A 26,072-nucleotide genomic window follows, 5' to 3' on the forward strand; every position below is an offset into this window, starting at 1 on the left:
GTGCGCTCACGACCGGCGGTCTTCCGGGCCGACGAGACCACACCGGCGGGGTGGATCATGCAGCACCTACGACGTGGGGGACCGGCGACGCGCACGATGCTCGCCGACTTCACGGGCCTGTCGGCGTCGACGGTCAACCGGGCGGTGACGTCGTTGCTCGATCACGGGTTGCTGCGCGACCGTCCCGATCTCGCTCCGCGGGGGCGGGTGGGACGGCCGCACGTGCCGGTGGAGGTGGACACCGAACGGGGCTTCCTCACCGGTATCCATCTGGGGGAGCGGGAGACCCGGCTGGTCTCCGGCGACCTGCTCGGACGGGAGCTGCACCGGACGACCTTCGCGACACCGGCGTCGGCGTTCGATGTCTTCGCCGCGATCGGTGCGGCGCTGCGGGTGCACGAGTCACAGCTGCACGGCAGGCAGCCGCTGTGGGCCGGCCTCGCGGTGGGTGGTCTGTACGACGAGCGCCGAGGGGCGCTCGACCACCCGCGGCTGGGCTGGTGCGAAGCGCCCGTGGACGTGTTGTTCCGGGCGATCGTGCCCACGCCGTACACGGTCGTTCCGTACGTGGAGGCGGTCGCGGAGGTCGAATACCGCCGGTTCGAGAGTGCCTTCCGGCGACGACCCGAGAGCTGGCTGTATCTGTGTGCGGAGGAATCGATCTCGATGGCGTGGCTCGTGGACGGCCTCGCACGGTCCTCGGCAGACGACATCGAATCGTTCTGTGCTGTACTCGAACCGGGGAGCGCCGATGGCACCGACCCGTCGCCGAACCGGGCGGTGCTCCTCGGCCGTGCGGTCGCGTCGGTGCGGGACGTCGTCAATCCCGACGTGGTGACCGTCGGTGGTGAGGCGTTCGCCCGGCACGGACGGGAGCGTGAGGACGTGTCCGACGGTTACCGGCAGCGGTCGTCGTACAACGATGTGCCGCTGCGTTTCTCGGAACCCGACGACGATCTGCGGTCGGCGGCGGCGCTCGGTGCGGCGTCGCGGGTGATGTACGTCGATCCGGTCGGCGCGATGCAGGCGCGGTGAGAACGGGCGTCCGGGCACCGGTGTGATCGAATCGTCCCGGATTTCAGTGCAGCACTTCGCGCGCGGTGCGACGGACCGCATCGGTCAGCGCGTCGAGTACGGGGGAGTCCAGCCGCCACCGCTGCCAGTACAGCGGCACGGCGATCGGGTCGTCCGGGGCCAGGCTCACGAGATCGGTGGTGTCGGCGACCATCGCATCGGGGAGCATGGCCCAGCCCAACCCCAGCCGCGCGGCCTCGACGAATTCGAGGGCGCCCGGAACGTAGTTGCGCGGCGGATTCAGCCGCCGCCGGGTCCGCTTGCGGACGAAGCGATCCTGCATGTCGTCCTTGCGGTCGAAGGTGAGCATCGGGGCTTCCCGCAGTTCGGTGGGGGTCATACCCTCGGGGAACCAGCGTTCGGCGAAGTCCACGCTCGCCATCGCGTGATAGCGCATGGCGCCGAGCTTCTCGGACGTGCAACCCTGCACGGGTTCGGGGACGGAGGTGACCGCCGCCATGGCGGTGCCGTCGCGCAACAGATCCGTGGAGTGGAACTCGTCCTCGCGGTGCAGTTCGAACAGTGCCCGATACCGCACGGGCATCCGGGCCAGGGCGCGCAGCAACCAGGTGGACATCGAATCGGCGTTGACGACGAGCGGGATCGTGGCGTAGCTCCCGGTGTCGGCGCCGAGCCCGAGTTCCTCGGAGGCGTCCTGTTCCAGCCGCGCGACCTGCCGGGCGAGCCGCATCACCACCTCGCCGGCCGCGGTCGCGCTGACGGGCCGGGTCCGTCGCAACAGCACCTGACCGACGTGTTGTTCGAGCGACTTGATGCGTTGGCTCACCGCGGACGGTGTGACGCGAAGAACAGCCGCCGCACCCTCGAAAGTGCCCTCGTCCAATACCGTTGCAAAAGTGCGAAGTTGAGCGAAGTCGAGATCCACATCAAGAAACTCTAATGCAGGTACAGCAAAATCAACTGTTCTTATCTCGACAGGATTCCTAGCGTCGATGCCATGTCACTCGTCGTCGCCGGATTCGTCACAGGTCTGTCCCTCATCGTCGCCATCGGTGCGCAGAACGCCTTCGTCCTGCGCATGGCCATCGCGCGACGATTCGTGCTGCCTGTGATCGCGATCTGCGTGATCTCCGACGCCGTGCTCATCACCGCGGGCATCGCCGGGATCGCGACGATCCTCGACCACGCTCCCGGCGCGATCGACGTGATCCGTTGGGCGGGTGCCGCTTTCCTCATCTGCTACGGACTCTTCGCGGCACGCCGCGCGCTGAAGCCGTCGGCACTGTCCGCCGCCCCGGGCGGTGCCGTCACCATCGGCGCGGCCCTGCTGACCTGCCTGGCGCTGACCTGGCTCAACCCGCACACCTATCTCGACACCGTGCTCATGCTCGGTTCGGTGGCCAACCATTACGGCAACCCCGGCCGGTGGTGGTTCGGTGCCGGGGCGATCACCGCGAGCGTCGTGTGGTTCGCCGCCCTCGGGTACGGCGCCCGTTATCTGCGTGCCTGGTTCGCCAAGCCGTCCTCGTGGCGCATCCTCGACGGCGGCGTCGCGGTCCTGATGCTCGGCCTCGGTGCCGGACTCGTCGCCTCGGCCTGATCACCTCACCTGCGTCCCGTGGGGGCGCGGTCGGGTTCGAGATGGCTGAACACCACGACGCCGGGTAGTGCCTCGCCGAGATCGGCCTCGATGCGGTCGAGCAGGTCGTGGCCGGCGCGCACCGTCCAGTCACCCGGCACCCGCACGACGAGGTAGACGAAGCGCTGCCGTCCCGACTCGCGGGTGCGCGGCGGCAGGATCGTCACCACCCCCGGTTCCCGGTAGCGGTCGAGGACGGCGTTCACCGCCGTCACGTCCTCCGGGGGAAGAACCGCGTCGAGCATGCCGACGACCGCCTGCCGCACGAGCCCGAAACCGATCCGCAGGATGTTCAGGGCGACGAGGATCGCCACGATCGGGTCGAGCACGTCCCAGCCGGACAGCGCGACCAGCGCCACGCCGACGAGCACGCCCGCCGACGTCCACACGTCCGTCAGCAGGTGTTTCCCGTCGGCGACCAGCGTGATCGACCGGTGTGCGCGGCCCTGCCGGATGAGCAGGAGACCGACCACGAGATTGAGCGCCGAGGATCCGGCCGACAGGACGAGACCGAGTCCGACCTCGGTCACCGGCTGCGGGGAGATCAGGCGCTCGACCGAGGTCCACAGGATCACCGTCGCGGCGGCGAAGACCATGGTGCCCTCGACCGCGGCGGAGAGGTACTCGGCCTTCCCGTGCCCGAAATCGTGGTTCGCATCGGCCGGCTTCGCGGCGAGACGTAGCGCCGCGAGACCGACGAGCGCCGCGACGAGGTTGACCCCGGATTCGAGCGCGTCCGACAACAGACCCACCGATCCGGTGATCCACGCCGCCGATGCCTTCAGCAGCATCGTCGCGAGCGCGGTCGCCACCGACAGCAGCATGAACCGCATCAACAGGCGGTGCTGCTGCGCAGAGGGCGCCACCGTTCACCGCTTGACGAGCGTGAGCTGCATCCCGGTGAGGTCGGTGGCCGTCAGCGCGACGTAGTCGTATTTCGGGGTGGGAACCCACGGCGACAGTCCGAGGGCGTCGATCCGCGCCGCGTCGTCGAAGCTCCGCAGGATCCGGGCGTGCCCGTGCAGCACGACGCTCCACGCGGAGTCCTCGCGGATCTCGTCCACCTCGAAGGCCACCTGCGGGTGCACCGCCAGTTCGGAGAGCTTGCTGCCCTCACCGCTGCGGAAGTACACCGTGCGATCGTCGGTGACGTAGTTGACGGGATAGATCTCCGGTCGCCCGCCGACGACGGTGACGAGGCGGCCCACCTTGCCCGTCGCGAGCAGGTCCCAGCACTGGTCCTCGTCGAGTGGGACGACAGGATCGTCGGTGTTCGGGTTGTCGCTCATCGCGTTCACTCCTCCGGTTCCGCTGCCGTATCCAGCACATCACGAACCGGCTTCCGGCGCAGTGGAACGCTCCGCCGGTTACGGTGAAACCGGCCGTCAGGACCGTGTTCGCCCGATCCGCCGAGAGCAGCCCGAACGAGGAGTGCCGATGTCCGCACAAGCTCCCGCGACCACCTCGAGTTGGCACACCCGCGCCGCGACCGACGTCGCCGAGGCGTTCGAGGTCGATCCGCAACGAGGGTTGAGTGCGGACGAGGTCGAACGACGGCGTGGCGAGTACGGCCCGAACCTGCTCGACGAGGCGAAGAAGGTACCGACCTGGCGGCGCGTGCTCTCGCTGCTGGCCGACAGGATGACCCTCGTTCTGGTCGTGGCGGCGGTGGTCAGCGCCACCGTCTCCCGCGAGTGGGAGACCCCCGTCGTCATCTTCGCGGTGATCGCGCTCAACACCGTGCTGAACTACGTGCAGGAATCCCGGGCCGAGAGCAGCCTCGCCGCGTTGAAGAAGATGTCGGTGTCGACCAGCCGGGTGCTGCGCGACGGCAGGGGGACGGAGGTGCCCCGCGCCGAACTCGTCCCCGGAGACGTGGTGCTCCTCAAGGCCGGCGACACCGTCCCGGCCGACGGCCGACTCGTCACCGCCGTCCGGCTGCAGGTCGCGGAGGCCGCCCTCACCGGTGAATCCCAGCCCGTCGACAAACAGGCCGACGTCGTCGACGATCCCGACGCGCCGCTCGGCGACCGCACCGACATGCTGTTCATGAACACCGAGGTCACACGCGGACGTGCCGCGATGATCGTCACCGGCACGGGCATGCGTACCGAAATGGGTGCCATCGCAACCCTTCTCGGATCGGCCGGTGGCGAACAGACGCCGCTGCAACGGCGCATCGGCCAGCTCGCCCAGACCCTGACGATCGTCGCGATCGTGACAGTGGCGCTGGTGTTCGTCCTCGGTCTGCTGCGGGGACAGACCTGGTCGGATCTCCTCGTCACCGCGGTGTCGCTGGCGGTCGCGACGATCCCCGAAGGGCTCACGGCCGTCGTCGCCTTCACCCTCGCGATGGGAGCCTCACGTCTCGCGGCCCGCGGTGCGATCGTCAAACGCCTCGCCGCGGTCGAGACGCTCGGCAGCACCACCCACATCTGCACCGACAAGACCGGCACCCTCACCCTCAACGAGATGACGGTGCAGCGACTGCTCGTCGCGGGTCGTGCCTTCCGCGTCACCGGCACCGGGTACGGAACCGACGGCAAGATCCTCGTCGGTGACGGTCTGCCCGCACCGGACTTCACGGACGCACTGCTCGGGATGGGACTGTGCAACGACGCGACCGTGCGCAACGGAGTGCTGGTCGGCGATCCCACCGAGGGTGCCCTCGTGGTGCTCGCCGAGAAGGGCGGCATCGACGTCGAGGGTGCGCGGGCCGCGCTGAACCGCATCTCGGAGGTGCCGTTCGACTCGGACTACAAGTACATGGCCACCTTCCACACCCTGCCGAACGGCGGATACCGCTGTTTCGTGAAGGGCGCGCCGGGTGTGCTCCTCGATCGTGCCACCTCGATCGCCGGTCCCGACGGCCCGATTCCGCTCGACGACGACGGTCGCGCGAGGATCCACCGGGCCGTGGAGGCGCTCGCGTCGGAAGGTCTGCGAACCCTCATGATCGCCGGTCGCGACCTCGATGCCGTTCCCCGCGGCGACACCGATGCGCTGCAGGAGAAGGTGGCCGACCTGACGATCCACGCGATCGTCGGCATCGTCGACCCGCCGCGGACCGAAGCCGAGGATGCGATCGCCGTCGCCCACGAGGCGGGCATCTCGGTGCACATGATCACCGGCGACCATCTGGTGACGGCTTCCGCGATCGCCGAGGAACTCGGAATCCGCGGGTCGGCTGCCTCCGGTTCGGATCTCGACAAACTCACCGACGACGAACTGCGCCGGAGGGCAAAGAAATTCGGCGTCCTCGCCCGCGTGGCGCCCGAACACAAGATCAGGTTCGTCGAAGCGCTGCAGGCCGACGGGCAGATCGTCGCGATGACGGGCGACGGCGTCAACGACGCTCCCGCGCTCGAACAATCCGACATCGGTGTGGCCATGGGGATCACGGGAACCGACGTCTCCAAGGGCGCCGCGGACATGATCCTCACCGACGACAACTTCGCGACCATCGTCGCCGCCGTGGCCGAGGGACGCGGAATCTATGACAACATCGTCAAATTCGTGAAGTTCCAGCTCACCACGGCGTGGGGCTTCGTCCTCATCTTCCTGACGGCCGGTGTGCTCGGACTCGCGGGTGGCGCGCCCTTCAGCGCACTGCAGATCCTGTGGGTGAACATCATCATGGACGGACCGCCGGCGCTCGCCCTCGGTGTCGACCCGACCGCCCCCGACGCGATGAGGCGACGACCGCGGCCCGCGAACGAGGCCCTGCTCGAACGCTCCCGGGTGCAGCGCATCCTCGGCCTCGGCATCGTGATGACGGTGGGCACGATCGCGGTGCTGCACTTCGGCCCGGAACTGTTCCCCGACAGCGCATCCGACCCGCTGTTCGCCACGACCCTCGCGTTCACGACGTTCGTCTTCTACCAGGTGTTCAACCTGTTCAACGTGCGTTCGGATCTCGGATCGGTGTTCTCGGCACAGACGTTCACCAACCACACCATCTGGATCGCGATCATCGCCGTCGTCGTCCTGCAGATCTGCGTCGTGCAACTCGGCGCCCTGCAGGGATTCATGGACACCACCTCGCTCACTTCCGAACAGTGGCTGCTCGCGGTCGCCGTCGGCTCGTCGGTGCTGTGGGTGGACGAGCTCGGCAAGTTCGTCGCCAGGAGGATCGAGGCGCGCAGGGCCGAGCGGGCGGATACGACCTTCCTCACCTGACGATCGGGAGATGGCGGAACTCACGTCGCCGCGGGGAGAAGTGCGGGGCCGGACTGCCCCAGAATGGAGGCTGCCCCGCGTCGCTCCCCGAGCGCGCCCGCGTCCCGGCCCGCACGACCTCCGGCTCCGGGACCATCGACAGATCGAAGGTTTCCTCACCGATGACCACCACGGCTTCCGGCCGCCCACTCGACGATCCTGCCCACACCGACTCCGGACATCCCGCGCGCACGCTCGTGATGTGGGCGCTCGCCCTCGGCGGGTTCGGGATCGGAACCACCGAGTTCGTCGCCATGGGGTTGCTCCCCGAGATCGCGACGAGCATCGGGGTCTCCGAACCCACCGCGGGCCACGTCGTCTCCGCCTACGCGGCCGGTGTCGTCGTCGGTGCCCCGCTCATCGCGACGATCGCCGCCCGCGTGCCGCGCAAGACACTGCTGGTCGCGCTGATGGTCGCGTTCACCCTCGGCAACGCCGCCACGGTGCTGGCCCCGAACTACGGTCTGCTCGTCGTCTCCCGGTTCGTCGCCGGCCTGCCGCACGGCGCGTACTTCGGGGTCGCCGCGCTGGTCGCGGCGCATCTCGCCGGACCCGGTCGCCGCGCGCGTACGGTGTCGCTGGTGATGATGGGGCTGTCGGTGGCGAACGTCGTCGGGGTGCCCGCCGCCTCGTGGCTCGGCATGGCGTTGGGCTGGCGCGCGGCGTTCGTGCTGGTCGCGGTGATCGGAGTGGCCACCGTCGTCGCTCTCGCCGCCTGGGTGCCGACACTGTCGATACCGACGACCAGCGTGCGGGTCGAACTCGGGGCGTTGAAGAGCAGCACCGTCTGGCTCACGCTCGCCGTGGCCGTCATCGGCTTCGGTGGTGTGTTCGCGGTGTACACCTACATCAGCACCACGCTGACCGACGTCGCCGGAGTGTCGAGATCGCTCGTGCCGGTCGCGCTGATGCTCTTCGGCGTGGGCATGGTCGTCGGCAATGCCATCGGTGGTCGCGTCGCCGATCGCGGTGTGATCCCCGGCGTCTACGCGTCGATCACTTCGCTCGCGGTGCTGCTCGCGCTGTTCGTCGCCGCGGCCCACAACCCGTGGACCGCCTTCGTGATGGTCTTCGGTCTGGGTGTCGGATGCGCCGCGGTGGGCCCGGCTCTCCAGGTGCGGTTGATGGATGTCGCGGAGGACGCCCAGACGCTCGCGGCGTCGCTGCACCACGCCGCGTTCAACCTGGCGAACGCGTTCGGTGCGTGGATCGGCGGGGTCGTGATCGCGGCCGGATTCGGCTACACCGCTCCCGCCGCGGTCGGTGTGCTGCTGGCGCTCGCCGGTGTCGCCGTGTTCGCGATCTCCGTTCGCCGCCGTGAGAAGGCCGCACCTTCCCGACGTGATTGGATACGGAAGTGACCGATTCCAGCATTCCGACCCCGCCCGATCCCTTCTTCACGGTCGGAGCGCGTCTCGACAACGGACTCGGCCGCACGGGCACGATCCACACCCCGCACGGAGACATCCGCACCCCGGCCTTCGTCCCGGTGGGTACGAAGGCGACCGTCAAGGCGGTGCTGCCCGAGACGATGGCCGAGCTCGGCTCGCAGGCGCTGCTCGCCAACGCCTACCACCTCTACCTGCAGCCCGGCTCCGACATCGTCGACGAGGCCGGCGGGCTCGGGAAGTTCATGAACTGGCCCGGCCCGACCTTCACCGACAGCGGCGGATTCCAGGTCATGTCGCTCGGGGCCGGGTTCAAGAAGGTCATCGCGATGGAGTCCGTCGGCGTCCAGAACGACGACGTCATCGCCAAGGGCAAGGAACGGCTCGCCCACGTCGACGACGACGGGGTGACCTTCAAATCGCACCTCGACGGGGCGCGGCACCGGTTCACCCCCGAGGTGTCGATGCGCATCCAGCACGAGCTCGGCGCCGACATCATGTTCGCCTTCGACGAGCTCACGACCCTCATGAACACCCGCGGCTATCAGGAACGCTCCCTCGAGCGGACCCAGGCGTGGGCGGTGCGGTGCATCGCCGAGCACGAGAAGCTCACCGCCGAACGTGCCCACCGTCCCTACCAGGCGTTGTTCGGCGTCGTGCAGGGCGCGCAGTACGAGGACCTGCGACGACAGGCGTGCCGGGGCCTCGAGTCCATCGTCGGCGAGACCGGCCGCGGGTTCGACGGCTACGGCATCGGTGGGGCGCTCGAGAAGCACAATCTCGGCACGATCGTGCGGTGGTGCACCGAGGAGCTGCCCGAGCACAAGCCGCGGCACCTGCTGGGCATCAGTGAACCCGACGACATCTTCGTCGCGGTCGAGCACGGCGTCGACACCTTCGACTGCGTCAATCCGTCGCGGGTCGCGCGCAACGCCGCGATCTACCATCCGGACGGCCGGTTCAACATCAACACCAGCCGTCACCGGCGCGACTTCACGCCGATCGACGAGAACTGCGACTGCTACACCTGCCGGAACTACACGCGGGCGTACATCCACCACCTGTTCAAGGCGAAGGAGATGCTTGCCTCGACGTTGTGCACGATCCACAACGAACGGTTCACGGTGCGCCTCGTCGACGACATCCGGACGAACATGGAGAACGGCACCCTCGCCGAGTTCAAGGCCGAGACGCTCGGCCGGTTCTACGCGAGCCGGCGCCAGGCCTGAGTCGTCGGGCCTGAGTCGTCAGGCGTGAGTCGTCACGCGTAGGAGGGTTCGCGCTTCTTGACGTACGCGATCACGCGGTAGGTCACCGGGAGCACGACGATCTCGACCAGCGTCTTCCACAGGAACCCGACGATCACGAAGTTGACGAAGTCGGCCCAGGTCGTGATGCCGATGGCACCTGCGGCGATCGAGCAGAAGATGAGGGTGTCGGCGAACTCGCCGACGACGGTCGACCCGATCAACCGCGCCCACAGGTGCTTCTCCCGGGTGCGTTCCTTGATGCGGACGAGCACGTACGAGTTGAGCAGCTGCCCGACCGCGTACCCGGCGAGCCCGGCGATGAGCATCCGGGGCACCACGCCGAGCACGTTCTCGAAGGACTCCTGACCGGCGTAGAAGTCGGCCGGAGGTAGCTGCTGCGTGATCCAGAAGCACAGCGCAGACAGCGCGACCGCCCCGAAGCCGTAGAAGACGGCGCGGCGGGTGGCCGCGAAGCCGTACACCTCGCTGAGCACGTCGCCGAGGATGTAGGCGAGGGGGAACAGGAAGAACCCGCCGTCGGTGATGATCGGCAGGATCTGCAGCGGACCGGCGGTGAGTTCGGAGCCGGTGAAGAACGCGATGCCCTTCGTCGCGGAGATGTTGGAGATCATCAGCACCGCGGTGAACAGCACGACGATCCCCGTGTACGGGCTGCGGCCCACGCGCGCGAAGGCGGCGTGGTCGAAGAGGGCGGGGGAGGTGTTCGATCCGTGCTCGGTCACCCGGACATCCAAGCATCACCACAGGGTGATCACGAAGTTGCGGACGGTCTGTACGTGCGCGAACACCCCATATGCGACGAACGGGCCCCGTCCTGACGAGGACGGGACCCGGAGCGCGCGGGAGATCAGGACTTGCGTACCCGGGTGCCGCCGGCGAACTTGTCGTGGAAGCCCTGTTTGTCGCCGTCCTGCTCGATGGTGACCGCGATACCGATGTATGCGGCGAGCGACAGCAGACCGGCGAGGAAGCCCAGCAGCGGGACGCCGGTGAGGATCTGCAGCGCGACGAAGGCATTACGCTTGGCGGCCTGCTCGAGGGTGGGGTTGCCACCGGCGGGACCGGCGACCGACAGGCCGAGGAGCTTCTTGCCGACGGTCGCGCCCCGAGCGGACTCCATGTACGTCCAGTAGCCGAAGGCGACGATACCGCTGGCGACCGTCATGAAGAAGTTCACGAAGCCGCTTCCGCCGCTCGCGAGGAGCATGATCGCGGTCAGGATCCCCATGGGGATACCGACGATGAGGCCGTCGATGATGCGGGCGCCGAGACGCGGGAGCAGCTCTCCCGGGGCGCCGGTGCCGAAGTTCGGATCCGGGCCGGGGAATCCGGGGCCGCCGAACCCACCGCCCTGCGGCGCCCCGTACTGCGGTGCACCGTACTGGGGAGCACCGTACTGGGGCGATCCGTTCTGCGGGGTTCCGTACTGCGGTGTTCCGTACTGGGGCGCGCCGTACTGAGGGCTACCGTTCTGGGGCGCGCCGTACTGCGGGAACTGCTGGGTGTAGTCGGGCGGGGTGGCGCCGTAGGACGGGGCGCCGCCTGGATGACCGCCCGTCGCCCGAGGATCCTGCTGAGGGGGTGGATAGCCACCAGTGGTCACTTATGTCTCCCTTGTCGCGATCGGCATGGCAACGCGCCACGGTACAGCGTGCCGTGGCGCGTCGGTAGATGCCTCCGGATGCGACGGGAGGATCCCGCCGGGGGTTGTGTCAGGCCGCTACGGGACCACCCGTGGTGACCCGGTAGGCGTACGTGACGGCGATGATCGACACCGGCACCGTGACCAGCAGGCCGATCAGGCACAGCAGGGCACCGACGAGGTTGATGCCGAGCAGTGCGAGGGCGAGCAGCACCAGCGTTCCCGCATTCGATTTCACGGCATTGAAGCTCGACTTGATCGCGGTGACGGCGTCCTGATTGCGATCGATGACGAACTGCATCGTCCACCACGCGAAGAACGCGAACACCAGGCCCGGGATGATGCACAGCACGAGACCGATCGACGTGCCGATGCCCACGAGCAGACCTGCGACGATGACCGCGCCGATCGGGCCGATCTGGAGGAACGTTCCGAAAGCGGGTCGTTGCCCATCGGTTTCGGCCAGTGCGCCGCGTACGAAGGCGGCCTGGATCAGGTATCCGACGATCGTCGTGACGATGCTGCCGATCGCGTTCAGGAGGGTGAAGTCCGTCGCCTCGTCGGTGAAGTCGAACCCGTTGAAGATGCCACTGATCAGGCCCTGGAGGACGAACGCGGCGAGCATGAAGACGATCCACACGCCGGCGTTGCCGCTGAACTTCGACCAGCCGTAGGAGATCGCGTCGCCGACACTCAGCTGATTCGGGGGCGGACCACCGAAGCTCCCGGCGCCGTATGCACCCGGCGGAGGCGGGTAGTCACCACCCGACGGAGGAGGCGGATAGTTCCCCGGCGGCGGGTAGGACCCACCCGGCGGCGGGTAGTTGCCACCCGAGGGCGGGGGATAGCTCCCCGGCGGCGGGTAGTTGCCGGGCGGAGGATAGTTCCCACCCGACGGAGGAGTGCCACCGCCCGAGGGCGGCGGATAGTTTCCGGGTGGCGGGTAGTTTCCGGGTGGCGGATAACCACCCGGGTTCTTCGGATCCTGATTCGGGTCGTAACCACCGGTGGTCATGGCTGCCTCTCGTCTCCGGGATCGGACACTTCCGAGAGAGTACGGATATCACCTCGGGTCTGCATCCGCTATGTCCGCATCGTGTCCTATCGGATGCCTTCCTCCGACGGGGTGAACACCCACGGATCCCGGGGAAGCAGCACGGGATTCCAGCGGTCCAGCAACAGTTCCGGCGACACGGGCTCGCCGGGGTCGGCGAGTCGCAGCGACACGGCGATCGTGCCCAGCACGTCGGCGGCCGTGTGTCCGAGCGCGAGCTGATCGGCCAGTGTCACCGCGCCGTCCCGTTTGGCCAGTCGCTTGCCCTCCTTGTTGAGCGCGAGCGGCACGTGCGCGTAGACGGGCTCCGACAGTCCGAGAAGGTGTGCGAGACAGGCCTGTCGGGGCGCGGAGGTGAGCAGATCGTCGCCGCGCACCACCTGATCGATGCCCTGGTCGGCGTCGTCGACCACCACCGCGAGGTTGTACGCGGGGGTTCCGTCGTTGCGGCGCAACACGAGATCGTCGACGATGCCCGTGAAATCGCCGTGCAGCAGGTCGTGGACGGTGAACCACTCCTCGGTCGCCCGCAGCCGGATCGCGGGGGCGCGGCCGGAGGCCCGGCGCTCGGCCCGCTGCTCGTCGGTGAGATTGCGACAGGTGCCCGGATAGGCGCCCGCAGGGGCGTGGGGTGCGGAGGTGGCCTCGAGGATCTCGCGTCGGGTGCAGTAGCACTCGTAGGTCAGGTCGGCCTGCTCGAGCCGCGCGATCGCCTCGTCGTACAGGCGCCGGCGGCGGGACTGGTGGACCACCCGACCGTCCCAGTCGAGACCGATCGCCGCGAGATCCGCGAGCTGGCGTTGCTCCGCGCCGGGACGCACCCGGTCGAGATCCTCGACGCGCACGAGGAACCGGCGGTTCGTCGACCGCGCGAACAACCACGCCAGGACGGCGGTGCGCAGATTGCCGAGATGCAGGTCGCCGGAGGGACTCGGTGCGAAGCGACCCGCTCCTGCTTCGTCCTCGTCCGAAAGTGACACCCGTGCACTCTATCGAGCGACACCCAGGAGCACCGCTCGCTGGGCGTGCACGACCTCCCGGATCGCCGCGACTGCGGCCGCGACCTCCGGCCGCCGCAGCGTCTCCGAGCGCGCGACGAGCCAGTAGGCCAGACGCGCCTCGACCTCGCCGGGCAGGACCCGGACGAGATCGGGGTGCCGGTCGGCCATGAAGCACGGCAACAGACCGAGGCCTCCGGCGGCGCGGGTCGCCTCGACGTGCACGAACACGTTCGTCGAGCTGATCGAATCCTGCATGTCGGGGGCGATGCGCCGCGCGACGTCGAGATCGTCGACCTGCAGCATCGAATCGATGAAGTACACGAGGGTGTGCTCGCGCAGGTCGCGGACCGACGACGGGGAGCCGTGCGTGGCGAGATAGTCGCGCGAGGCGTACAGGCCCAGGTTGTAGTCGGCGAGGCGGTGCGCTTCGGCCCGATGCACCTGCGGGCGTCCCACGACCACCTCGATGTCCATGCCGGATCGTTGCTGCGAGGCGCGACGGGTGGTCGCGACGATCTCGACGGAGATACCCGGGTGGCGTTGCCGCACGAGCGCGCCGGCCGGGGCGGCGATGTAGGCGCTGAAGCCGTCGGTGGCGGAGATACGCACGACGCCCTCGAGGCGGCGCTCGCCCCGGGGGTTCCGCAGACTTCCGACCGCGGCCTCGATGCGTTCGGCGGCCTCGAGCGCCTCGCGACCGCGGTCGGTCAGTTCCCATCCCGCCGCCGACCGCGTGAGCACGCGACCGCCGAGGCTGCGCTCGAGCGCGGCGATCCGCCGGGAGATCGTGGTGTGGTTGACGCCCAGGTCGTCGGCGGCGCTGGTGAACCTGCCACTGCGCCCGACGGCGAGCAGGACGAGGAGGTCATCGGCCGAAGGCACGCTCATGTGTGCAGTTTTGCAGATCGCATCTGCGAATCGCGTCATTGTGGATGCATATGTGCGTACCGATACTCGGCATATGTGTTTGGAAGTGTTCCCCGTCACAGAGCATTCCGGGAGGGTGCAGGCATGAGCGTCGAACAGGCACGAACGGACGGGCCGGAGAGCTCGCCGTCGGCATTGCGCAGGGTCGTCGGTGCGTCCATGGCGGGCACCGTCGTCGAGTGGTACGAGTTCTTCCTCTACGGCACCGCCGCGACCCTCGTCTTCGCCAAGGTCTTCTTCCCCGACGGCGGCAACGAACTCGACGCGATCATCGCGGCGTTCGTCACCTACGCCGTGGGCTTCGTCGCCCGGCCGCTCGGCGGCATCGTCTTCGGCCACTTCGGTGACCGGTTCGGACGCAAGCAGCTGCTGCAGACCAGCATCATCATGGTCGGCGTCGCGACCTTCCTCATGGGCTGCCTGCCGACCTTCGGTGCCATCGGGTACTGGGCGCCGGCGCTGCTCGTGACGCTCCGGTTCGTCCAGGGCTTCGCGGTCGGCGGCGAGTGGGGCGGCGCGGTGCTGCTGGTCGCCGAACACAGCCCCAACCGCTCGCGCGGGTTCTGGTCGTCGTGGCCGCAGGCCGGCGTTCCGATGGGCAATCTTCTCGCGACGATCGTCCTGCTCGTTCTCACCACCACGCTGCCCGAATCGGCCTTCCTGTCGTGGGGCTGGCGAGTCGCGTTCTGGCTCTCGGCCGTCATCGTGCTGATCGGCTACTACATCCGCACCAAGGTCACCGACGCGCCGATCTTCCTCGAAGCGCAGCAGGAGGCCGACAAGCTCAAGGAGACGTCGTTCAACGTCTTCGAGGTGCTCAAGCGCTACCCGCGCGGCGTGTTCACGGCGATGGGCCTGCGGTTCGCCGAGAACGTCATGTACTACCTCGTCGTCACCTTCTCGATCACCTATCTGAAGATCGTCGTCGGTGCCGACACCAGCCACATCCTGTGGTGGATGCTCGCCGCGCACGCCGTGCACTTCGTGATCATCCCGGTGGTCGGGCGACTGTCGGACACGCTGGGACGCCGCCCCGTCTACATGATCGGTGCCGTCACCGCCGGTGCCTGGGGCTTCCTCGCCTTCCCGATGATGGACACCGGCAACAGCGCGTGGATCGTCTCGGCGATCGTCATCGGACTCGTCTTCCACTCGTTCATGTACGCCGGGCAGCCCGCGATCATGGCGGAGATGTTCCCGACCCGCATGCGCTACTCGGGCGTCTCGCTCGGCTACCAGGTCACCTCGATCGTCGCCGGGTCGCTCGCCCCGATCATCGCCGCGAGCCTGCTCAGCCGTTTCGATTCGTCGGTCCCGATCTCCTTCTACCTGCTCGGATCGTCGCTGATCACGATCGTCGCGGTGATCGTGGCCCGGGAGACGAAGGGCATCTCGCTGCGCGACATCGACGCCGCGGACGCGGAGACGGTCGCCCAGGAGAAGGCCGCCGAGAACACCAGGGTCTCGGCATGAGGGCCCGCACCGCACTCGTGACCGGTGGTGCCGGCGGGATCGGGGCGGCCTGCGCCCGCGCGCTCGCTCGGCAGGGAGTCCGCGTGACCGTCGCCGACGTCGACGAGGTCGCCGCGAAGACGCTCGCCCACGAGATCGGGGGAGAGGCGTGGAGCGTCGACCTGCTCGACACCGACGGCCTCGACGGTTTCCGCCTCGACGTCGACATCCTCGTCAACAACGCCGGCATCCAGGTGGTGCGGCCGGTGGAGGACTTCGCCCTCGCCGACTTCCGCCGCATCCAGACGCTCATGGTCGAGGCGCCCTTCCTGCTCGTGAAGGCCGCGCTGCCCGGAATGTACGAGCGGGGCTTCGGCCGGATCGTGAACATCTCGTCGGTCCACGGGCTGCGGGCGTCGGCCTTCAAGGCCGGGTACGTCACCGCCAAGCACGGCCTCGAGGGGTTCTCCAAGGTCGTCGCGCTCGAGGGTGGCCCCCACGGCGTGACGAGCAACTGCGTCAATCCGGGTTACGTGCGTACCCCGCTGGTGGAGAAGCAGATATCGGAACAGGCTCGCGCGCATGACATCCCGGAGGATCGCGTGCTCTCGGATGTCCTGCTCACCGATCAGGCGGTGACCCGGCTGGTCGAGCCGGAGGAGGTGGCCTCGCTCGTGTCGTGGCTGGCCTCCGACGAGGCCGGGATGGTCACCGGCGCGTCGTACACGATGGACGGCGGCTGGTCGGCCCACTGACCGCACTGATCGCACTGTGCGATCGCCTTCACCGACCCGCGTCCCGGATTCCGGGGCGCGGGTCAGTGCGCGTCGGCGCCGTCGAGGACGAGCTGGACCTGGGCGTGCAGAGCGTGGGTCAGATACTCCCGCGGGTAGAGCTCGGGGCTGGCCGCCGCGTCGAGCGCGAGCCCGTTCGCGGCCGAGAGCAGCAGGGCGGCCCGGGTCTCCGGATCGGGTGTACCCGCGCGGATCAATACGCGCGCTATGCCGGTGCGGATCGTGAACAGGGTGGCGGTGCGGATGGCGCTCAGCGCGGGGGAGGTGACCGCCCGCACGGCGAACGCCGACATCACGTGCACCTCGCTGCCGCGTTCCTCGTCGAGCGGGAGCAGTTGGCTGAGCGCGGAAAACAGGGTGCGCGCCGGATCGATGTCGGGATCGACGTTCGTCAACCGGTTCAGCACCCGGTCCGAGAGGGTGCGGAACGAGTACGCGAGCATCTCGTCCTTGGTCGGGAAATGGTGCTGCACCGCCCCGATCGAGACCCCTGCCTCGTTGGCCACCTCCCGCACACTCGCCGCGTCGAGACCGTTGCGTGCGGCCACGTCGAGCAGGGCCGCAGCGAGCCTGGTGGGGCTGGTGGTGACGTAGGGGCGCGTGCGCATGGGGAGCACCGTAGCCGAGCTCTCCACCGTACGAACGTACGGGGAGGCGGGAATCACATCCCGCCGGTGAGCTCGCGATCGGAGAGGAAACGGACCGATACCGTCAGCGCGGCCGCGAACGCCGCTGCGATCCACAGGGCGTGCAAACCCAGCACCCGGTGGGCGAGCGCGCCGAGAACGGCACCCGTCACCAGACCGCCCCACAGACCCAGATAGGGCAGCCAGCTCCAGCGCGGACCACCGAAGAACGCCGCCGCGATCCGCTGCCCGATCTTGACCAGCGCACCCGTCATGTAGGTCAGGGCGACGGTCGTCTCCCCGTGCCGCCGGAACACCGAGTTCTCCGTTCCCATGGCCAAGGTCATCGCGATCACAGCGACCGGCGTCCAGCCCACGAGCACGGCCGCGGCGGCGATCGTCAGCAACACCGTCACCGTCGCCAGAACCGCGGTCTTGCGGGTCCGCCGATCTCGGTCCGTCAGTTCCGCCACCACGCTGCCGAGGATCACCCCGACCACGAACAGCGCGAGCACGCCGCCGATGAGGGCGACCGTCTGCCACGCACCGTCGGCCGCCCCGACCGCGAAACGCGTGGAGTTGCCGCTCATGAACGACACGAAGACGCCGCCCAGGGTGATGAAACCGAGGGCATCGATGAACCCTGCGAGAGAGGACAGCGCGATGGCGAGTCCCTGCAACTGCCTGCCGTAACCGACCACCAGACGATAGTAGGAACCGTTCCCGCCGGGATGCCGACGACGTCGGCTCCCGGATACTTACGCGGTGTAACGACCGGGCGTCATGGGCGCGATGGACAAGGGGAGCCGTCCGGCACCGTCGTTCTCAGGAGTTCCCTCGATGTCCTTGCCCTGCTTGTCGTCCCGGCTGTCCCTGCTCGTCGTCGCGACGGTCGCGGGTCTGACCCTCACCGGGTGCGATTCGACCACCGAGGACACCTCCGTCGCTCCGGCGGCGACTTCCGAACAGTCCCCGGCGCCGAGCTCCGAAACTCCCACGACGACACCGTCACCCACCACGACGCGCCCCACCTCGACGACTGCACCGAGTCCGGCTGCGTCGAACCCGGCAGTGTCGAACCCGGCAGCGTCGGCGGATTCGTCGGAGGCCCTGGCCCGGCTGGCGACCCTGCCCGTCAAGGGGCGCGCACCCAAGACCGGGTACAGCCGCGACCTGTTCGGCCAGGCGTGGAGCGACGACGTGTCGGTGGAGTTCGGAGGCAACGGCTGCGACACCCGCAACGACATCCTGCGACGCGACCTCGTCGACATCGTCTACCGGCCCGGTACCCGCGACTGCGTCGTCGCGTCCGGAACCCTGAACGACGTGTACACCGGCACGACGATCGCGTTCACGCGCGGCCAGGACACCTCGACCGCGGTGCAGATCGATCACGTCGTCGCGCTGTCGGACGCGTGGCAGAAGGGTGCGCAGCAGCTCGACGCGGGAACCCGTGCCGATTTCGCCAACGACCCGCGCAACCTCCAGGCCGTGGACGGGCCGACCAACCAGCAGAAGAGCGACGGCGACGCCGCGACCTGGCTGCCGCCGAACCGCGCGTACCGCTGCACGTACGTCGCGCGGCAGATCGAGGTCAAGGCGATCTACGGCCTGTGGGTGACGCAGGCCGAGCACGACGCGATGGTGCGGGTCCTCACCGAATGCGGAGGCGGAGCTCCCGCCGCTGCACCCGCTCCCGCACCCACCACGACGACGCGACCGGCCCCCGCGCCTGCGCCGGCACCCGAACCGGCTCCGGCTCCGGCACCCGCACCCGCACCCGCCGAGCCGGCCCCTGCTCCGGCGGACGTGTACTACAAGAACTGCGCGGCGGCCCGGGCCGCCGGAGCTGCGCCGCTGTATGTGGGTGAGCCCGGCTACCGGCCGAAGATGGACGGTGACGGGGACGGCGTCGCCTGCGAGTAGCGCACACCGCCGTGATCTCCAGGTCAGCTGAAGCGGTCGGTGAGATTGCGGCGCATGCGGTGCAGCTCGCGGAGCTGGGCGCCCAGCCGCTCGACCTCGGCGTCGAACCGGCGCGCCCGGTCCACGGCCCCCACCCGGTGTTCGGCGAGGGCCTTCTGTTCGGTCTTCTCGATGGCTGCGGACACCTCGTCGATCTCCCGGTCCAGCATCTCCACCCAGACCGAAGCCTGCTCGTGGTCGGCGTCGCCGGCGAGCGGGAAATTGTCGTCCGCGGTCACGAGACGCATCGTGCCCGAGATCGGCCCGGTACGCGAACAGGGGCGGTGGAAAAGCAGAAACCCCGTGGGACGCTGTGCGCCCCACGGGGTTCCGTGGCGGAGGATAGGGGATTTGAACCCCTGAGGGCGTTAACCCAACCCGCGTTCCAGGCGAGCGCCATAGGCCACTAGGCGAATCCTCCGTGGGGAAGCATACCGAATGGAGACCCCAACTTGCCAAACGAGCACGTCGCACCCTGATTCCGGCGGTGCTGCGGGGGCGGGTTCGCCGCCGGGGCGCTCGTTCCTCTACACTTGCCGATGGATCCCGCGCGGCGCGCATCCTGTGAACTCCCCCAGGGCCGGAAGGCAGCAAGGGTCAACGGGCTCTGCCGGGTGCGCGGGGTCCTCTTAATTTCCGCCGATGCCCGTGTCGCCGTGCACGGTGAAAGGTCCCTCCGCATGCCTACGCAGACCCAGTACGGGTTGATGAGCCATGAGGAACTCGTTGCAGAGCACGAGCGCCAGTCCGCCAACTACGAACGGTTGAAGTCGGAGAAGCTGACGCTGGACCTGACCCGCGGCAAGCCCTCGCCCGAGCAGCTCGACCTCTCCGCGGAGTTGCTGTCGCTGCCGGGCGCCGACGACTTCCGCGACGGCAAGGGCACCGACACCCGCAACTACGGCGGCCTCACCGGCCTGCCCGAGCTGCGCGCGATCTTCGCCGAGCTGCTGAACATCCCGGTCGAGAACCTGCTCGCCGGCAACAACGCGAGCCTCGAGATCATGCACGATCTCGTCGTCTGGTCGCTGCTGCACGGCACCGTCGACTCGCCGCGCCCGTGGTCGCAGGAATCGGTCGTCAAGTTCCTGTGCCCGGCGCCCGGCTACGACCGGCACTTCGCGATCACCGAGTCGCTCGGCATCGAGATGATCCCCGTGCCGCTGCGCGAGGACGGCCCCGACGTGCGGTTCATCGCCGATCTCGTCGCGAACGACCCGCAGATCAAGGGCATGTGGGCCGTGCCGACCTACTCGAACCCCACCGGCGCGGTGTACTCCGAGGAGATCGCCCGCGAGCTGGTGTCGATGCCGACGGCCGCTCCCGACTTCCGCATCTTCTGGGACAACGCCTACGCGGTGCACCCGCTCACCGAGCACCTCGCGCCCGCGATCGACATCCTCGGTCTGGCCGCGCAGGCCGGTCACCCCAACCGTGTGTTCGCGCTGGCGTCCACCTCGAAGATCACCTTCGCCGGTTCGGGCGTGAGCTTCTTCGGCAGCTCCACCGAGAACCTCACCTGGTACCAGAAGCATCTGGGCATCAAGACCATCGGCCCCGACAAGGTCAACCAGCTGCGTCACCTGCGTTTCTTCCGCGACGCCGAGGGCGTGCGTGCCCACATGGCCAAGCACCGCGAGATCCTCGCGCCGAAGTTCGCGCTGGTGCGCCGCATCCTCGAGGAGCGTCTCGGCTCGTCGAAGGTCGCGTCGTGGACCGAGCCCGAGGGCGGCTACTTCATCAGCCTCGACGTCGTCGAGGGCACGGCGGCCCGCGTCATCGCCCTGGCGAAGGAAGCGGGTATCGCGCTGACGGGTGCCGGTTCGGCGTTCCCGTACAAGAAGGACCCCGAGGACAAGAACATCCGCCTCGCGCCGAGCTTCCCTTCGCTCGGCGAGCTCGAGAAGGCCATGGACGGCGTCGCGACCTGCGTGCTGCTGGCCGCGGCGGAGAAGGCGCTCGCCGACAAGTAGTGCGCGGGTAGGTACGCAACGCGAGGACGAGGCTCGCAACATCGGCAGTCACTGCCGACGTTGCGAGCCTCGTTTCTTTGTTGCGTGCCTCCGTCGGCAACAATCTGCACTCCGAGTGTGAGTTTGTTCCCAACCTGTGGATAAAGTTGTGCACAACACGTGGACCGACGGTGGACAACTCGGATCACCCCTGGTCGGGGCGTTATCGGTACCCGTCGTGACAGCGACTTGCTTTCCCCGACCGACCTGACATACTCGCTGGTCAGGGTCGCCGCATACCGTGCGGCGGGTTCGGAAGTGGTGAGTGTGATGGAAAACCGCGCTCTCGTGAACTCCGGAGTCGGCGCATCGGCCGTCGGATCTGTCACGGGGTGTCTCGGTGTGCTGAAGGTGTTCCTCCTGGCGCTCGACATCGAGGCGGCGCCCGAGACGCCACCGCGGGTCCCGCCCGTCGAGAAGGTGGAGCCTTTCCTGCCGGCACGTATCGCCGATCGGCCCGATTCGGACCACGGTGTTCGTCCGCCGTGTCTGCTCGCGTTCCGGCACGTCGTCGACCCGACACGACCGGAGGTCTCGTTCGGTGCATCGACGGGTTCGCTGCGTGAGGCGCCGGACGCGACCCGGCCGTATGTGGGACACCCCGCGACATGCGTGTCGCTGTGGGACGTCCCCGGCCATGGCCTCGTCCTGGCGTTGGAGTCGCTGACGGACCACGGCCCGCCGTTGATCGACTGGCGCAGCGACCCGCTGCAGGACCGCGACGGCGCCGGTCTGCGCCCGGTGCTCGGCGAGTTCCTCGCGCCCTTCGAACTGACCTCCGACGCCTGCCTGAACGACGTGTTTCCCGGACTGAACAGGCGGTTGTGCGCGCCGACGACCTACCGGCCCCTGCACGAACTCGTCGTCCACCGTCACCGGGGGGTCGGTGATCGGGAGGTCGTCGAGGGGATGGTCGTGGAAGTGGTCTCGAGCGGCGGCGAACGGGTCCGCTCGCTCGTCGACGGTCCGCGCATCGGACCCCAGGCCCGCGCCGCCGCTCGGTCCTGGGGCGTGTTGTGGAAGTGGGATCGGGTTCCGCTGGTGGACCGGCCCGTGCAGCCGGGAGCGGCCATCGCCGTGCGGGAGGACTCCGGTGCGGTGCTGTTCGACCTCGAAGCCACCGCCCTCGGCAGCGACTACGTCGGGCACGGCACCCGCGAGATGATCTACGGGCTCATCCCGTGGGTGGCGGTGCGGGCACGGGCCTCCGCCGACTACTGGACGACCGTGGAGCACCTGCGCCACCCCGACGGGCTCGACGGCGATCGGCTGGCCACGGTCCTCGACGACATCGCGGTCATGCAGGCCCGCCGGATGGAGCGTGCCCTGCTGCGCAAGGAATCGATCCACGACGACCGGTTCCATTCGTGGACACAACCCACCCAGCTGCGAGCGCTCATGGCCGGCCGGGTCGCCGACGAGATGGCCGAACTCGACGCGGAACTGTCCGATGCCGTGGACGTCGTCGAGCACGCCCTGCTGCGCAGTGCGGAGTTGCGCGGCGCGAGGCACACCCGCCTGGCCCAGGGCTGGTCCGCGGCGGCCTCGGTCATCGCCGTCGTGGCGCTGTTCGCCGCACTCGCTGCCGTCCCGGCAACGTCACAACCGACGCTCTTCCCGCACTGGTTGCATGCTCTGACCACGTCGATCGCGCTCACGCTGGGCATCGTGATCGCGGTGGTCGTGTGGCGCCGCCCCTGACGCGCAGGGCATGATCGTCTGCATGTCATCGACGCTGAACCTGGTCGGAGATCCCGACGCCGACGCACTGCTGGCCGAGAACCCGCTGGCGCTTCTCATCGGCATGCTGCTCGACCAGCAGGTGGCGATGGAGGTCGCGTTCGCGGGACCGAAGAAACTCGCCGACCGTCTCGGCGGTCTCGACGTGGACCGCATCGCGTCGGCCGATCCCGACGAGTTCGTCGCGGTGTGCGCGCAGCAACCGGCCGTCCACCGGTTCCCCAAGTCGATGGGACAGCGGATCCAGGCGCTGTGCGCGGCGATCGTCGAGGACTACGACGGAGACGCCTCCGCACTGTGGACCTCCGGCGACCCGGACGGCAAGGAAGTGCTGCGACGGTTGAAGAAGCTGCCGGGCTACGGCGACCAGAAGGCACGTATCTTCCTGGCGCTGCTCGGCAAGCAGATGGGTGTGCGGCCCGAGGGATGGCGCGAGGCCGCCGGCGACTACGGGCACGAGGATGCGCGCCGGTCGATCGCCGACGTCGTCGACGAGCAGTCGCTGCGCGAGGTGCGCGAGTTCAAGAAGTCGATGAAGGCAGCGAAGAAGTCATGAGGCGTGTCGTAGCAGTGTGCGGCGCCGCCGTCGCCTTCGCCGCGGGGGCCGTGGGCGTGGCCTCGGCCGGCGGGGGAGACGACCGGGTCGTCCTCCGGCCCGGCGACGGGATCGTGTTCTCCGCAGAGCCGACACCGGGTTGGTGTTCCGTGGCAGCGGTCGGACACGACGACGCGGGTCGTCTCGTCGCGATCACGGCGGGGCACTGCTACCAGACGGGATCGTCGCCCGTCTGGAAGGTCGACGAGCAGCATCGAGGGCCGATCGGAACCGAAACGGACGTCGCGAGTACGGGTTCGGTCGATCAGCTGGGATTCCCCACCGACGAGATCGCCGACTACGCGGTGGTCGTGCTCGACGAGACCCGCGTGCGGGGATCGAATACGTCGGTGCCCAACGACCGGGGAGAGCGAGTCGTGCTCGAATCGGTCGCGGCGTTCGGCGAGGGTGAACTGCCGGTCGGAACACATTGTGCGGCAGGGCGGAGCACGTCGGTGGCCTGCGCGACCGGCGATGTGCGGGTGGACGGGAACCTGATGTCGTCGCCGCTGCTCATGCGGCCGGGCGACTCCGGCGGTCCGCTCGTGCGCGCCGAGACGGGGGAATGGATGGGACTGTCGGTGGGCTACCGGTTCCCGCAGACCGCGGTCTCCGACGACCGGCAGGTTCCCGACACGAGGTTCGCCGCCTACCAGCGGGCCGATCGGATCCTCGCCGAGATCGACGCGCGCGACGGGATCGGCTCGGGGTTCCGTCTCGTCGACACCCCCTGACCGATCCCGCCCGCGTTACCGTCAGAGCGTGTCGAAACGCGGAATCAGATGTTCCGCAACGTTCTTCGCCTCGTCGATGAGCGGCCATCCGGCGAGGATCAGGGAGGTCAGTCCGGTCGCGTCGCGCAGGGTGCGCACGTGGCCGGTGATCTCGTCCGGGTCGCCGACGTAATAGACCGCCGACGAGCCCGTGGCGAAGATGTCCAGCGGTGACCACGCGGTGATGCCCGCGTAGAGTCCGTCGCCGAGATACAGGTCCTCGGGTTCGGGGAGCTTGCCGGCGTTGATGGTGTCGACCCAGCCCTGCCGCTGCGCGTCGCGCGCGGTGAAGGTCTTCAGATCCTGCTTGCCGTGCGTGCGGCGGCGCACCGCCTTGTCGAGCACGTCCTGGATCTGCTCGATCCCGGCCTTCTCGAACAGCGACCGGAACCGCTCGAGTGCCTCGTCCCGGTTCGGACGCACGATGACGCCGGACAGGGCGCCGAAGTCGGTGTACCCGCGCCCCTCCGCTGCAGCGGATTCGCGTGCAGCGGTGAACTTCTCCGTGACGAACGAGGTCTCGCGCAGCATGATCAGGTAGGCGTCGAGCACCTTGCCGGCGTTCTGCAGACCGGCGGGGGAGTCGCCCGTTCCCCACAGCGGGACCGAGTGGTCCGCAGGAGCATCGATGCGCAGCGGGGTGTTCGGGAAGTTCGACGCGGTGCCCTCGGCATAGATGCGCCGGAACTCCGCCCAGTACTTCTCACCGAGCTCGTACCGACGGTCGTGCTCGACGTTCATGTCGTACTTGGTGAGGATGTTCTCCCGGCCGTTGACCGAGTTGATCATCAGACGACCACCGCTGAACGCGTCGAAGGTCAGGGCCTTCTCGGCGAGCAGTCGCGCGGGCGTCATGTTCGCGTAGATCGCGACGAGGAACTTCATCCGGCTGGTGTGTGCCGCGGCCCAGGTCGCCGAGATGAAGGGGTCGTTCGGCCAGGTCGCGACGAGCGCACCTTCGAAGCCGCCGTCGTCGATGGTCTTCGCGAGTTCGATCTGCCGCTGCCCGTCCACCGGGTACAACCCGCCGGGGCTCCAGGGGTAGTCGCCGTCGGCCTGGGTGAGATACCAGAAGGTCTTGATGGGCATTACTTCGTGTCCTTCGAGAGGAGTTCGAACGGTTCGACGCGGGCGCGAGCACGCAGCGTGTCGGCGTCCACGGCGAACAGGGCGTCGAGATAGGCGACGGCGAACGAGCCGGGGCCGGTGGAGTTCTCCTCGGCGATCTCGGACGCGACGGCGACGTGCGCGTGGGCGGCCGCGAGGCCGACGAGAGGGGTCTCCGCGACCGCGAGATAGGCCGCGACGAGTCCGCCGAGGGAGCATCCGGTGGAGGTCACACGCGGCAGCATGGCGCTGCCACCGGCGATGCGCAGCCCGACGATCCCACCGTCGCGGTCGCGGCCGACGAGGTGGTCGACGGGACCGGAGGCCGACACGGCATCCGCGCGGTCGAGCAGCGCGAGCGCGGCGGGCACGGCGGCAGCGGCCTCGTCGGCGCTGTCGACGCCGCGCGTATCGCCGCCGAGGCCGGCGAGCGCGATGATCTCGGAGGCGTTGCCGCGGATCGCGGTGGGGTGGAACTTCAGCAGGTCGGCGGCGAGCGAGGTGCGCCACGCGAGTCCGCCCACGCCGACGGGGTCGAGGACCCACGGGGTGCCGGCGTCGTGCGCGGCCTCCGCCGCGCGGGTGAAGGCCACCGAGGTCTCGTCGAAGGGCGTACCGAGGTTGACGAGCACTCCACCGGCGATGCGCGCGAAATCGCCTGCCTCGTGCGCGTTGTCGATGTGCGCGTTGCTGGCGCCTGCGGCGAGCAGCACGTTGGTGAGGAAGTTGGCCGAGACGATGTTGGTCAGCGAGTGCACGAGCGGCGTCCGGGCACGCAGGGCGTCGAGGGTGACGGCGAGATCGTCGACGGTGGGGGTCGTGGTCACGGAAGA

General features: G+C 68.7%; 25 protein-coding genes, 1 tRNA gene and 1 other RNA gene. 13 read left to right on the forward strand and 14 right to left on the reverse strand.

Annotated elements, in window-relative coordinates; genetic code table 11:
* Nucleotides 1-1,035, forward strand: a complete 1,035-nt coding sequence (locus ACPCXD_RS21535; protein ID WP_423661114.1) for a MarR family transcriptional regulator — start codon at nt 1-3, stop codon at nt 1,033-1,035.
* Between the two features lie 43 nt (nt 1,036-1,078).
* On the opposite strand, the gene ACPCXD_RS21540 is transcribed toward ACPCXD_RS21535, so the two are convergent.
* Nucleotides 1,079-1,960, reverse strand: coding sequence for a LysR family transcriptional regulator ArgP (locus tag ACPCXD_RS21540; RefSeq protein ID WP_160876132.1), 882 nt, complete (start codon nt 1,958-1,960; stop codon nt 1,079-1,081).
* A 72-nt stretch (nt 1,961-2,032) separates the two neighbouring features.
* Here ACPCXD_RS21540 and ACPCXD_RS21545 point away from each other — a divergent pair, with 72 nt between their 5' ends.
* The gene (locus ACPCXD_RS21545) at nt 2,033-2,635 is read left to right on the forward strand and encodes a LysE/ArgO family amino acid transporter (RefSeq protein ID WP_145691022.1); all 603 of its coding nucleotides are present in this window, start codon (nt 2,033-2,035) and stop codon (nt 2,633-2,635) included.
* A gap of 5 nt (nt 2,636-2,640) precedes the next feature.
* Here ACPCXD_RS21545 and ACPCXD_RS21550 read toward each other — a convergent pair whose 3' ends face one another.
* Both ACPCXD_RS21550 and ACPCXD_RS21555 read right to left on the reverse strand, forming a co-directional pair.
* Nucleotides 2,641-3,507 carry a cation diffusion facilitator family transporter gene (locus ACPCXD_RS21550; RefSeq protein WP_183070781.1) on the reverse strand — a complete coding sequence of 289 codons (867 nt, stop codon included), beginning with the start codon at nt 3,505-3,507 and terminating at the stop codon, nt 2,641-2,643.
* Between the two features lie 36 nt (nt 3,508-3,543).
* Nucleotides 3,544-3,963, reverse strand: a complete 420-nt coding sequence (locus ACPCXD_RS21555; RefSeq protein WP_026060903.1) for a pyridoxamine 5'-phosphate oxidase family protein — start codon at nt 3,961-3,963, stop codon at nt 3,544-3,546.
* A gap of 148 nt (nt 3,964-4,111) precedes the next feature.
* Between ACPCXD_RS21555 and ACPCXD_RS21560 the strand changes: the two genes are divergently transcribed.
* From ACPCXD_RS21560 to tgt, 3 genes are all read left to right on the forward strand, one after another.
* Nucleotides 4,112-6,853 (forward strand): calcium-translocating P-type ATPase, PMCA-type, encoded by a 2,742-nt coding sequence (locus tag ACPCXD_RS21560; RefSeq protein WP_423661115.1) that lies wholly within the window; start codon nt 4,112-4,114, stop codon nt 6,851-6,853.
* A gap of 161 nt (nt 6,854-7,014) precedes the next feature.
* Nucleotides 7,015-8,253, forward strand: a complete 1,239-nt coding sequence (locus ACPCXD_RS21565; protein ID WP_420714469.1) for an MFS transporter — start codon at nt 7,015-7,017, stop codon at nt 8,251-8,253.
* The gene (tgt, locus tag ACPCXD_RS21570) at nt 8,250-9,509 is read left to right on the forward strand and encodes a tRNA guanosine(34) transglycosylase Tgt (RefSeq protein WP_423661116.1); all 1,260 of its coding nucleotides are present in this window, start codon (nt 8,250-8,252) and stop codon (nt 9,507-9,509) included. Before ACPCXD_RS21565 ends, tgt begins: the two co-directional genes overlap by 4 nt.
* A gap of 32 nt (nt 9,510-9,541) precedes the next feature.
* Here the strand turns inward: tgt and ACPCXD_RS21575 are convergent, their stop codons facing one another.
* From ACPCXD_RS21575 to ACPCXD_RS21595, 5 genes are all read right to left on the reverse strand, one after another.
* Nucleotides 9,542-10,273, reverse strand: a complete 732-nt coding sequence (locus ACPCXD_RS21575) for a queuosine precursor transporter (protein WP_120281144.1) — start codon at nt 10,271-10,273, stop codon at nt 9,542-9,544.
* A 125-nt stretch (nt 10,274-10,398) separates the two neighbouring features.
* The gene (locus ACPCXD_RS21580) at nt 10,399-11,154 is read right to left on the reverse strand and encodes an RDD family protein (RefSeq protein ID WP_423661117.1); all 756 of its coding nucleotides are present in this window, start codon (nt 11,152-11,154) and stop codon (nt 10,399-10,401) included.
* Between the two features lie 109 nt (nt 11,155-11,263).
* Nucleotides 11,264-12,208 carry a DUF2189 domain-containing protein gene (locus ACPCXD_RS21585; RefSeq protein WP_088899135.1) on the reverse strand — a complete coding sequence of 315 codons (945 nt, stop codon included), beginning with the start codon at nt 12,206-12,208 and terminating at the stop codon, nt 11,264-11,266.
* Nucleotides 12,209-12,294: 86 nt separating this feature from the next.
* Nucleotides 12,295-13,227 carry a tRNA glutamyl-Q(34) synthetase GluQRS gene (gene gluQRS, locus ACPCXD_RS21590; RefSeq protein ID WP_423661118.1) on the reverse strand — a complete coding sequence of 311 codons (933 nt, stop codon included), beginning with the start codon at nt 13,225-13,227 and terminating at the stop codon, nt 12,295-12,297.
* A 9-nt stretch (nt 13,228-13,236) separates the two neighbouring features.
* Entirely contained in the window at nt 13,237-14,136 is a 900-nt protein-coding gene (locus ACPCXD_RS21595) for a LysR family transcriptional regulator (protein ID WP_016691002.1), read from the reverse strand.
* A 123-nt stretch (nt 14,137-14,259) separates the two neighbouring features.
* Here ACPCXD_RS21595 and ACPCXD_RS21600 point away from each other — a divergent pair, with 123 nt between their 5' ends.
* The gene (locus tag ACPCXD_RS21600) at nt 14,260-15,648 is read left to right on the forward strand and encodes an MFS transporter (protein WP_016691003.1); all 1,389 of its coding nucleotides are present in this window, start codon (nt 14,260-14,262) and stop codon (nt 15,646-15,648) included.
* Nucleotides 15,645-16,382: a 3-hydroxybutyrate dehydrogenase gene (locus ACPCXD_RS21605; RefSeq protein WP_088899133.1), complete on the forward strand. Its 738-nt coding sequence runs from the start codon at nt 15,645-15,647 to the stop codon at nt 16,380-16,382. Before ACPCXD_RS21600 ends, ACPCXD_RS21605 begins: the two co-directional genes overlap by 4 nt.
* A gap of 62 nt (nt 16,383-16,444) precedes the next feature.
* On the opposite strand, the gene ACPCXD_RS21610 is transcribed toward ACPCXD_RS21605, so the two are convergent.
* On the reverse strand, nt 16,445-17,029 hold the full coding sequence (locus ACPCXD_RS21610; RefSeq protein ID WP_088899132.1) for a TetR/AcrR family transcriptional regulator: 585 nt from the start codon (nt 17,027-17,029) through the stop codon (nt 16,445-16,447).
* 53 nt (nt 17,030-17,082) lie between these two features.
* A complete protein-coding gene (locus tag ACPCXD_RS21615; RefSeq protein ID WP_088899131.1) occupies nt 17,083-17,748 on the reverse strand; it encodes a YoaK family protein in 666 nt (221 codons plus the stop codon).
* Nucleotides 17,749-17,887: 139 nt separating this feature from the next.
* Here ACPCXD_RS21615 and ACPCXD_RS21620 point away from each other — a divergent pair, with 139 nt between their 5' ends.
* Nucleotides 17,888-18,973 (forward strand): GmrSD restriction endonuclease domain-containing protein, encoded by a 1,086-nt coding sequence (locus ACPCXD_RS21620; RefSeq protein ID WP_423661119.1) that lies wholly within the window; start codon nt 17,888-17,890, stop codon nt 18,971-18,973.
* Nucleotides 18,974-18,996: 23 nt separating this feature from the next.
* On the opposite strand, the gene ACPCXD_RS21625 is transcribed toward ACPCXD_RS21620, so the two are convergent.
* Entirely contained in the window at nt 18,997-19,260 is a 264-nt protein-coding gene (locus ACPCXD_RS21625; RefSeq protein ID WP_016691009.1) for a hypothetical protein, read from the reverse strand.
* Nucleotides 19,261-19,345: 85 nt separating this feature from the next.
* Nucleotides 19,346-19,433 (reverse strand) — tRNA-Ser (locus ACPCXD_RS21630).
* A gap of 117 nt (nt 19,434-19,550) precedes the next feature.
* On the opposite strand from ACPCXD_RS21630, the gene ffs reads away from it, so the two are divergent.
* The 5 genes from ffs to ACPCXD_RS21655 all read left to right on the forward strand — a co-directional run bounded on the left by ffs (nt 19,551) and on the right by ACPCXD_RS21655 (nt 24,093).
* Nucleotides 19,551-19,645, forward strand: an RNA gene (gene ffs, locus ACPCXD_RS21635) — signal recognition particle sRNA small type.
* Nucleotides 19,646-19,692: 47 nt separating this feature from the next.
* Nucleotides 19,693-20,985, forward strand: a complete 1,293-nt coding sequence (locus ACPCXD_RS21640) for an aspartate aminotransferase type Ic (RefSeq protein ID WP_088899130.1) — start codon at nt 19,693-19,695, stop codon at nt 20,983-20,985.
* Nucleotides 20,986-21,366: 381 nt separating this feature from the next.
* Nucleotides 21,367-22,725 (forward strand): hypothetical protein, encoded by a 1,359-nt coding sequence (locus tag ACPCXD_RS21645; RefSeq protein ID WP_232622074.1) that lies wholly within the window; start codon nt 21,367-21,369, stop codon nt 22,723-22,725.
* A 22-nt stretch (nt 22,726-22,747) separates the two neighbouring features.
* On the forward strand, nt 22,748-23,320 hold the full coding sequence (locus ACPCXD_RS21650) for an HhH-GPD-type base excision DNA repair protein (protein ID WP_088899157.1): 573 nt from the start codon (nt 22,748-22,750) through the stop codon (nt 23,318-23,320).
* Nucleotides 23,317-24,093 carry a trypsin-like peptidase domain-containing protein gene (locus tag ACPCXD_RS21655; RefSeq protein ID WP_088899128.1) on the forward strand — a complete coding sequence of 259 codons (777 nt, stop codon included), beginning with the start codon at nt 23,317-23,319 and terminating at the stop codon, nt 24,091-24,093. The genes ACPCXD_RS21650 and ACPCXD_RS21655 overlap by 4 nt, the downstream gene beginning before the upstream one ends.
* Nucleotides 24,094-24,114: 21 nt before the next feature.
* Here the strand turns inward: ACPCXD_RS21655 and ACPCXD_RS21660 are convergent, their stop codons facing one another.
* On the reverse strand, nt 24,115-25,221 hold the full coding sequence (locus tag ACPCXD_RS21660) for an LLM class flavin-dependent oxidoreductase (RefSeq protein ID WP_088899127.1): 1,107 nt from the start codon (nt 25,219-25,221) through the stop codon (nt 24,115-24,117).
* The gene (gene thiM / locus ACPCXD_RS21665) at nt 25,221-26,066 is read right to left on the reverse strand and encodes a hydroxyethylthiazole kinase (protein ID WP_423661120.1); all 846 of its coding nucleotides are present in this window, start codon (nt 26,064-26,066) and stop codon (nt 25,221-25,223) included. Before thiM ends, ACPCXD_RS21660 begins: the two co-directional genes overlap by 1 nt.
* Nucleotides 26,067-26,072: the final 6 nt, after the last annotated feature.

Source organism: Rhodococcus sp. AB351 (assembly GCF_049538275.1).
In the GTDB taxonomy this organism is placed as follows: domain Bacteria; phylum Actinomycetota; class Actinomycetes; order Mycobacteriales; family Mycobacteriaceae; genus Rhodococcus.

Coding starts and splice junctions, on each gene's coding strand:
- ACPCXD_RS21655 (WP_088899128.1), top strand. CDS start 23,317: ATGAGGCGTGTCGTAGCAGTGTGCGGCGCCGCCGTCGCCTTCGCCGCG.
- ACPCXD_RS21550 (WP_183070781.1), bottom strand. CDS start 3,507: ATGCGGTTCATGCTGCTGTCGGTGGCGACCGCGCTCGCGACGATGCTG.
- ACPCXD_RS21605 (WP_088899133.1), top strand. CDS start 15,645: ATGAGGGCCCGCACCGCACTCGTGACCGGTGGTGCCGGCGGGATCGGG.
- ACPCXD_RS21650 (WP_088899157.1), top strand. CDS start 22,748: ATGTCATCGACGCTGAACCTGGTCGGAGATCCCGACGCCGACGCACTG.
- ACPCXD_RS21595 (WP_016691002.1), bottom strand. CDS start 14,136: ATGAGCGTGCCTTCGGCCGATGACCTCCTCGTCCTGCTCGCCGTCGGG.
- ACPCXD_RS21620 (WP_423661119.1), top strand. CDS start 17,888: ATGTCCTTGCCCTGCTTGTCGTCCCGGCTGTCCCTGCTCGTCGTCGCG.
- ACPCXD_RS21600 (WP_016691003.1), top strand. CDS start 14,260: ATGAGCGTCGAACAGGCACGAACGGACGGGCCGGAGAGCTCGCCGTCG.
- ACPCXD_RS21585 (WP_088899135.1), bottom strand. CDS start 12,208: ATGACCACCGGTGGTTACGACCCGAATCAGGATCCGAAGAACCCGGGT.
- ACPCXD_RS21560 (WP_423661115.1), top strand. CDS start 4,112: ATGTCCGCACAAGCTCCCGCGACCACCTCGAGTTGGCACACCCGCGCC.
- ACPCXD_RS21565 (WP_420714469.1), top strand. CDS start 7,015: ATGACCACCACGGCTTCCGGCCGCCCACTCGACGATCCTGCCCACACC.
- ACPCXD_RS21625 (WP_016691009.1), bottom strand. CDS start 19,260: ATGCGTCTCGTGACCGCGGACGACAATTTCCCGCTCGCCGGCGACGCC.
- ACPCXD_RS21640 (WP_088899130.1), top strand. CDS start 19,693: ATGCCTACGCAGACCCAGTACGGGTTGATGAGCCATGAGGAACTCGTT.
- ACPCXD_RS21610 (WP_088899132.1), bottom strand. CDS start 17,029: ATGCGCACGCGCCCCTACGTCACCACCAGCCCCACCAGGCTCGCTGCG.
- ACPCXD_RS21555 (WP_026060903.1), bottom strand. CDS start 3,963: ATGAGCGACAACCCGAACACCGACGATCCTGTCGTCCCACTCGACGAG.
- ACPCXD_RS21660 (WP_088899127.1), bottom strand. CDS start 25,221: ATGCCCATCAAGACCTTCTGGTATCTCACCCAGGCCGACGGCGACTAC.
- ACPCXD_RS21545 (WP_145691022.1), top strand. CDS start 2,033: ATGTCACTCGTCGTCGCCGGATTCGTCACAGGTCTGTCCCTCATCGTC.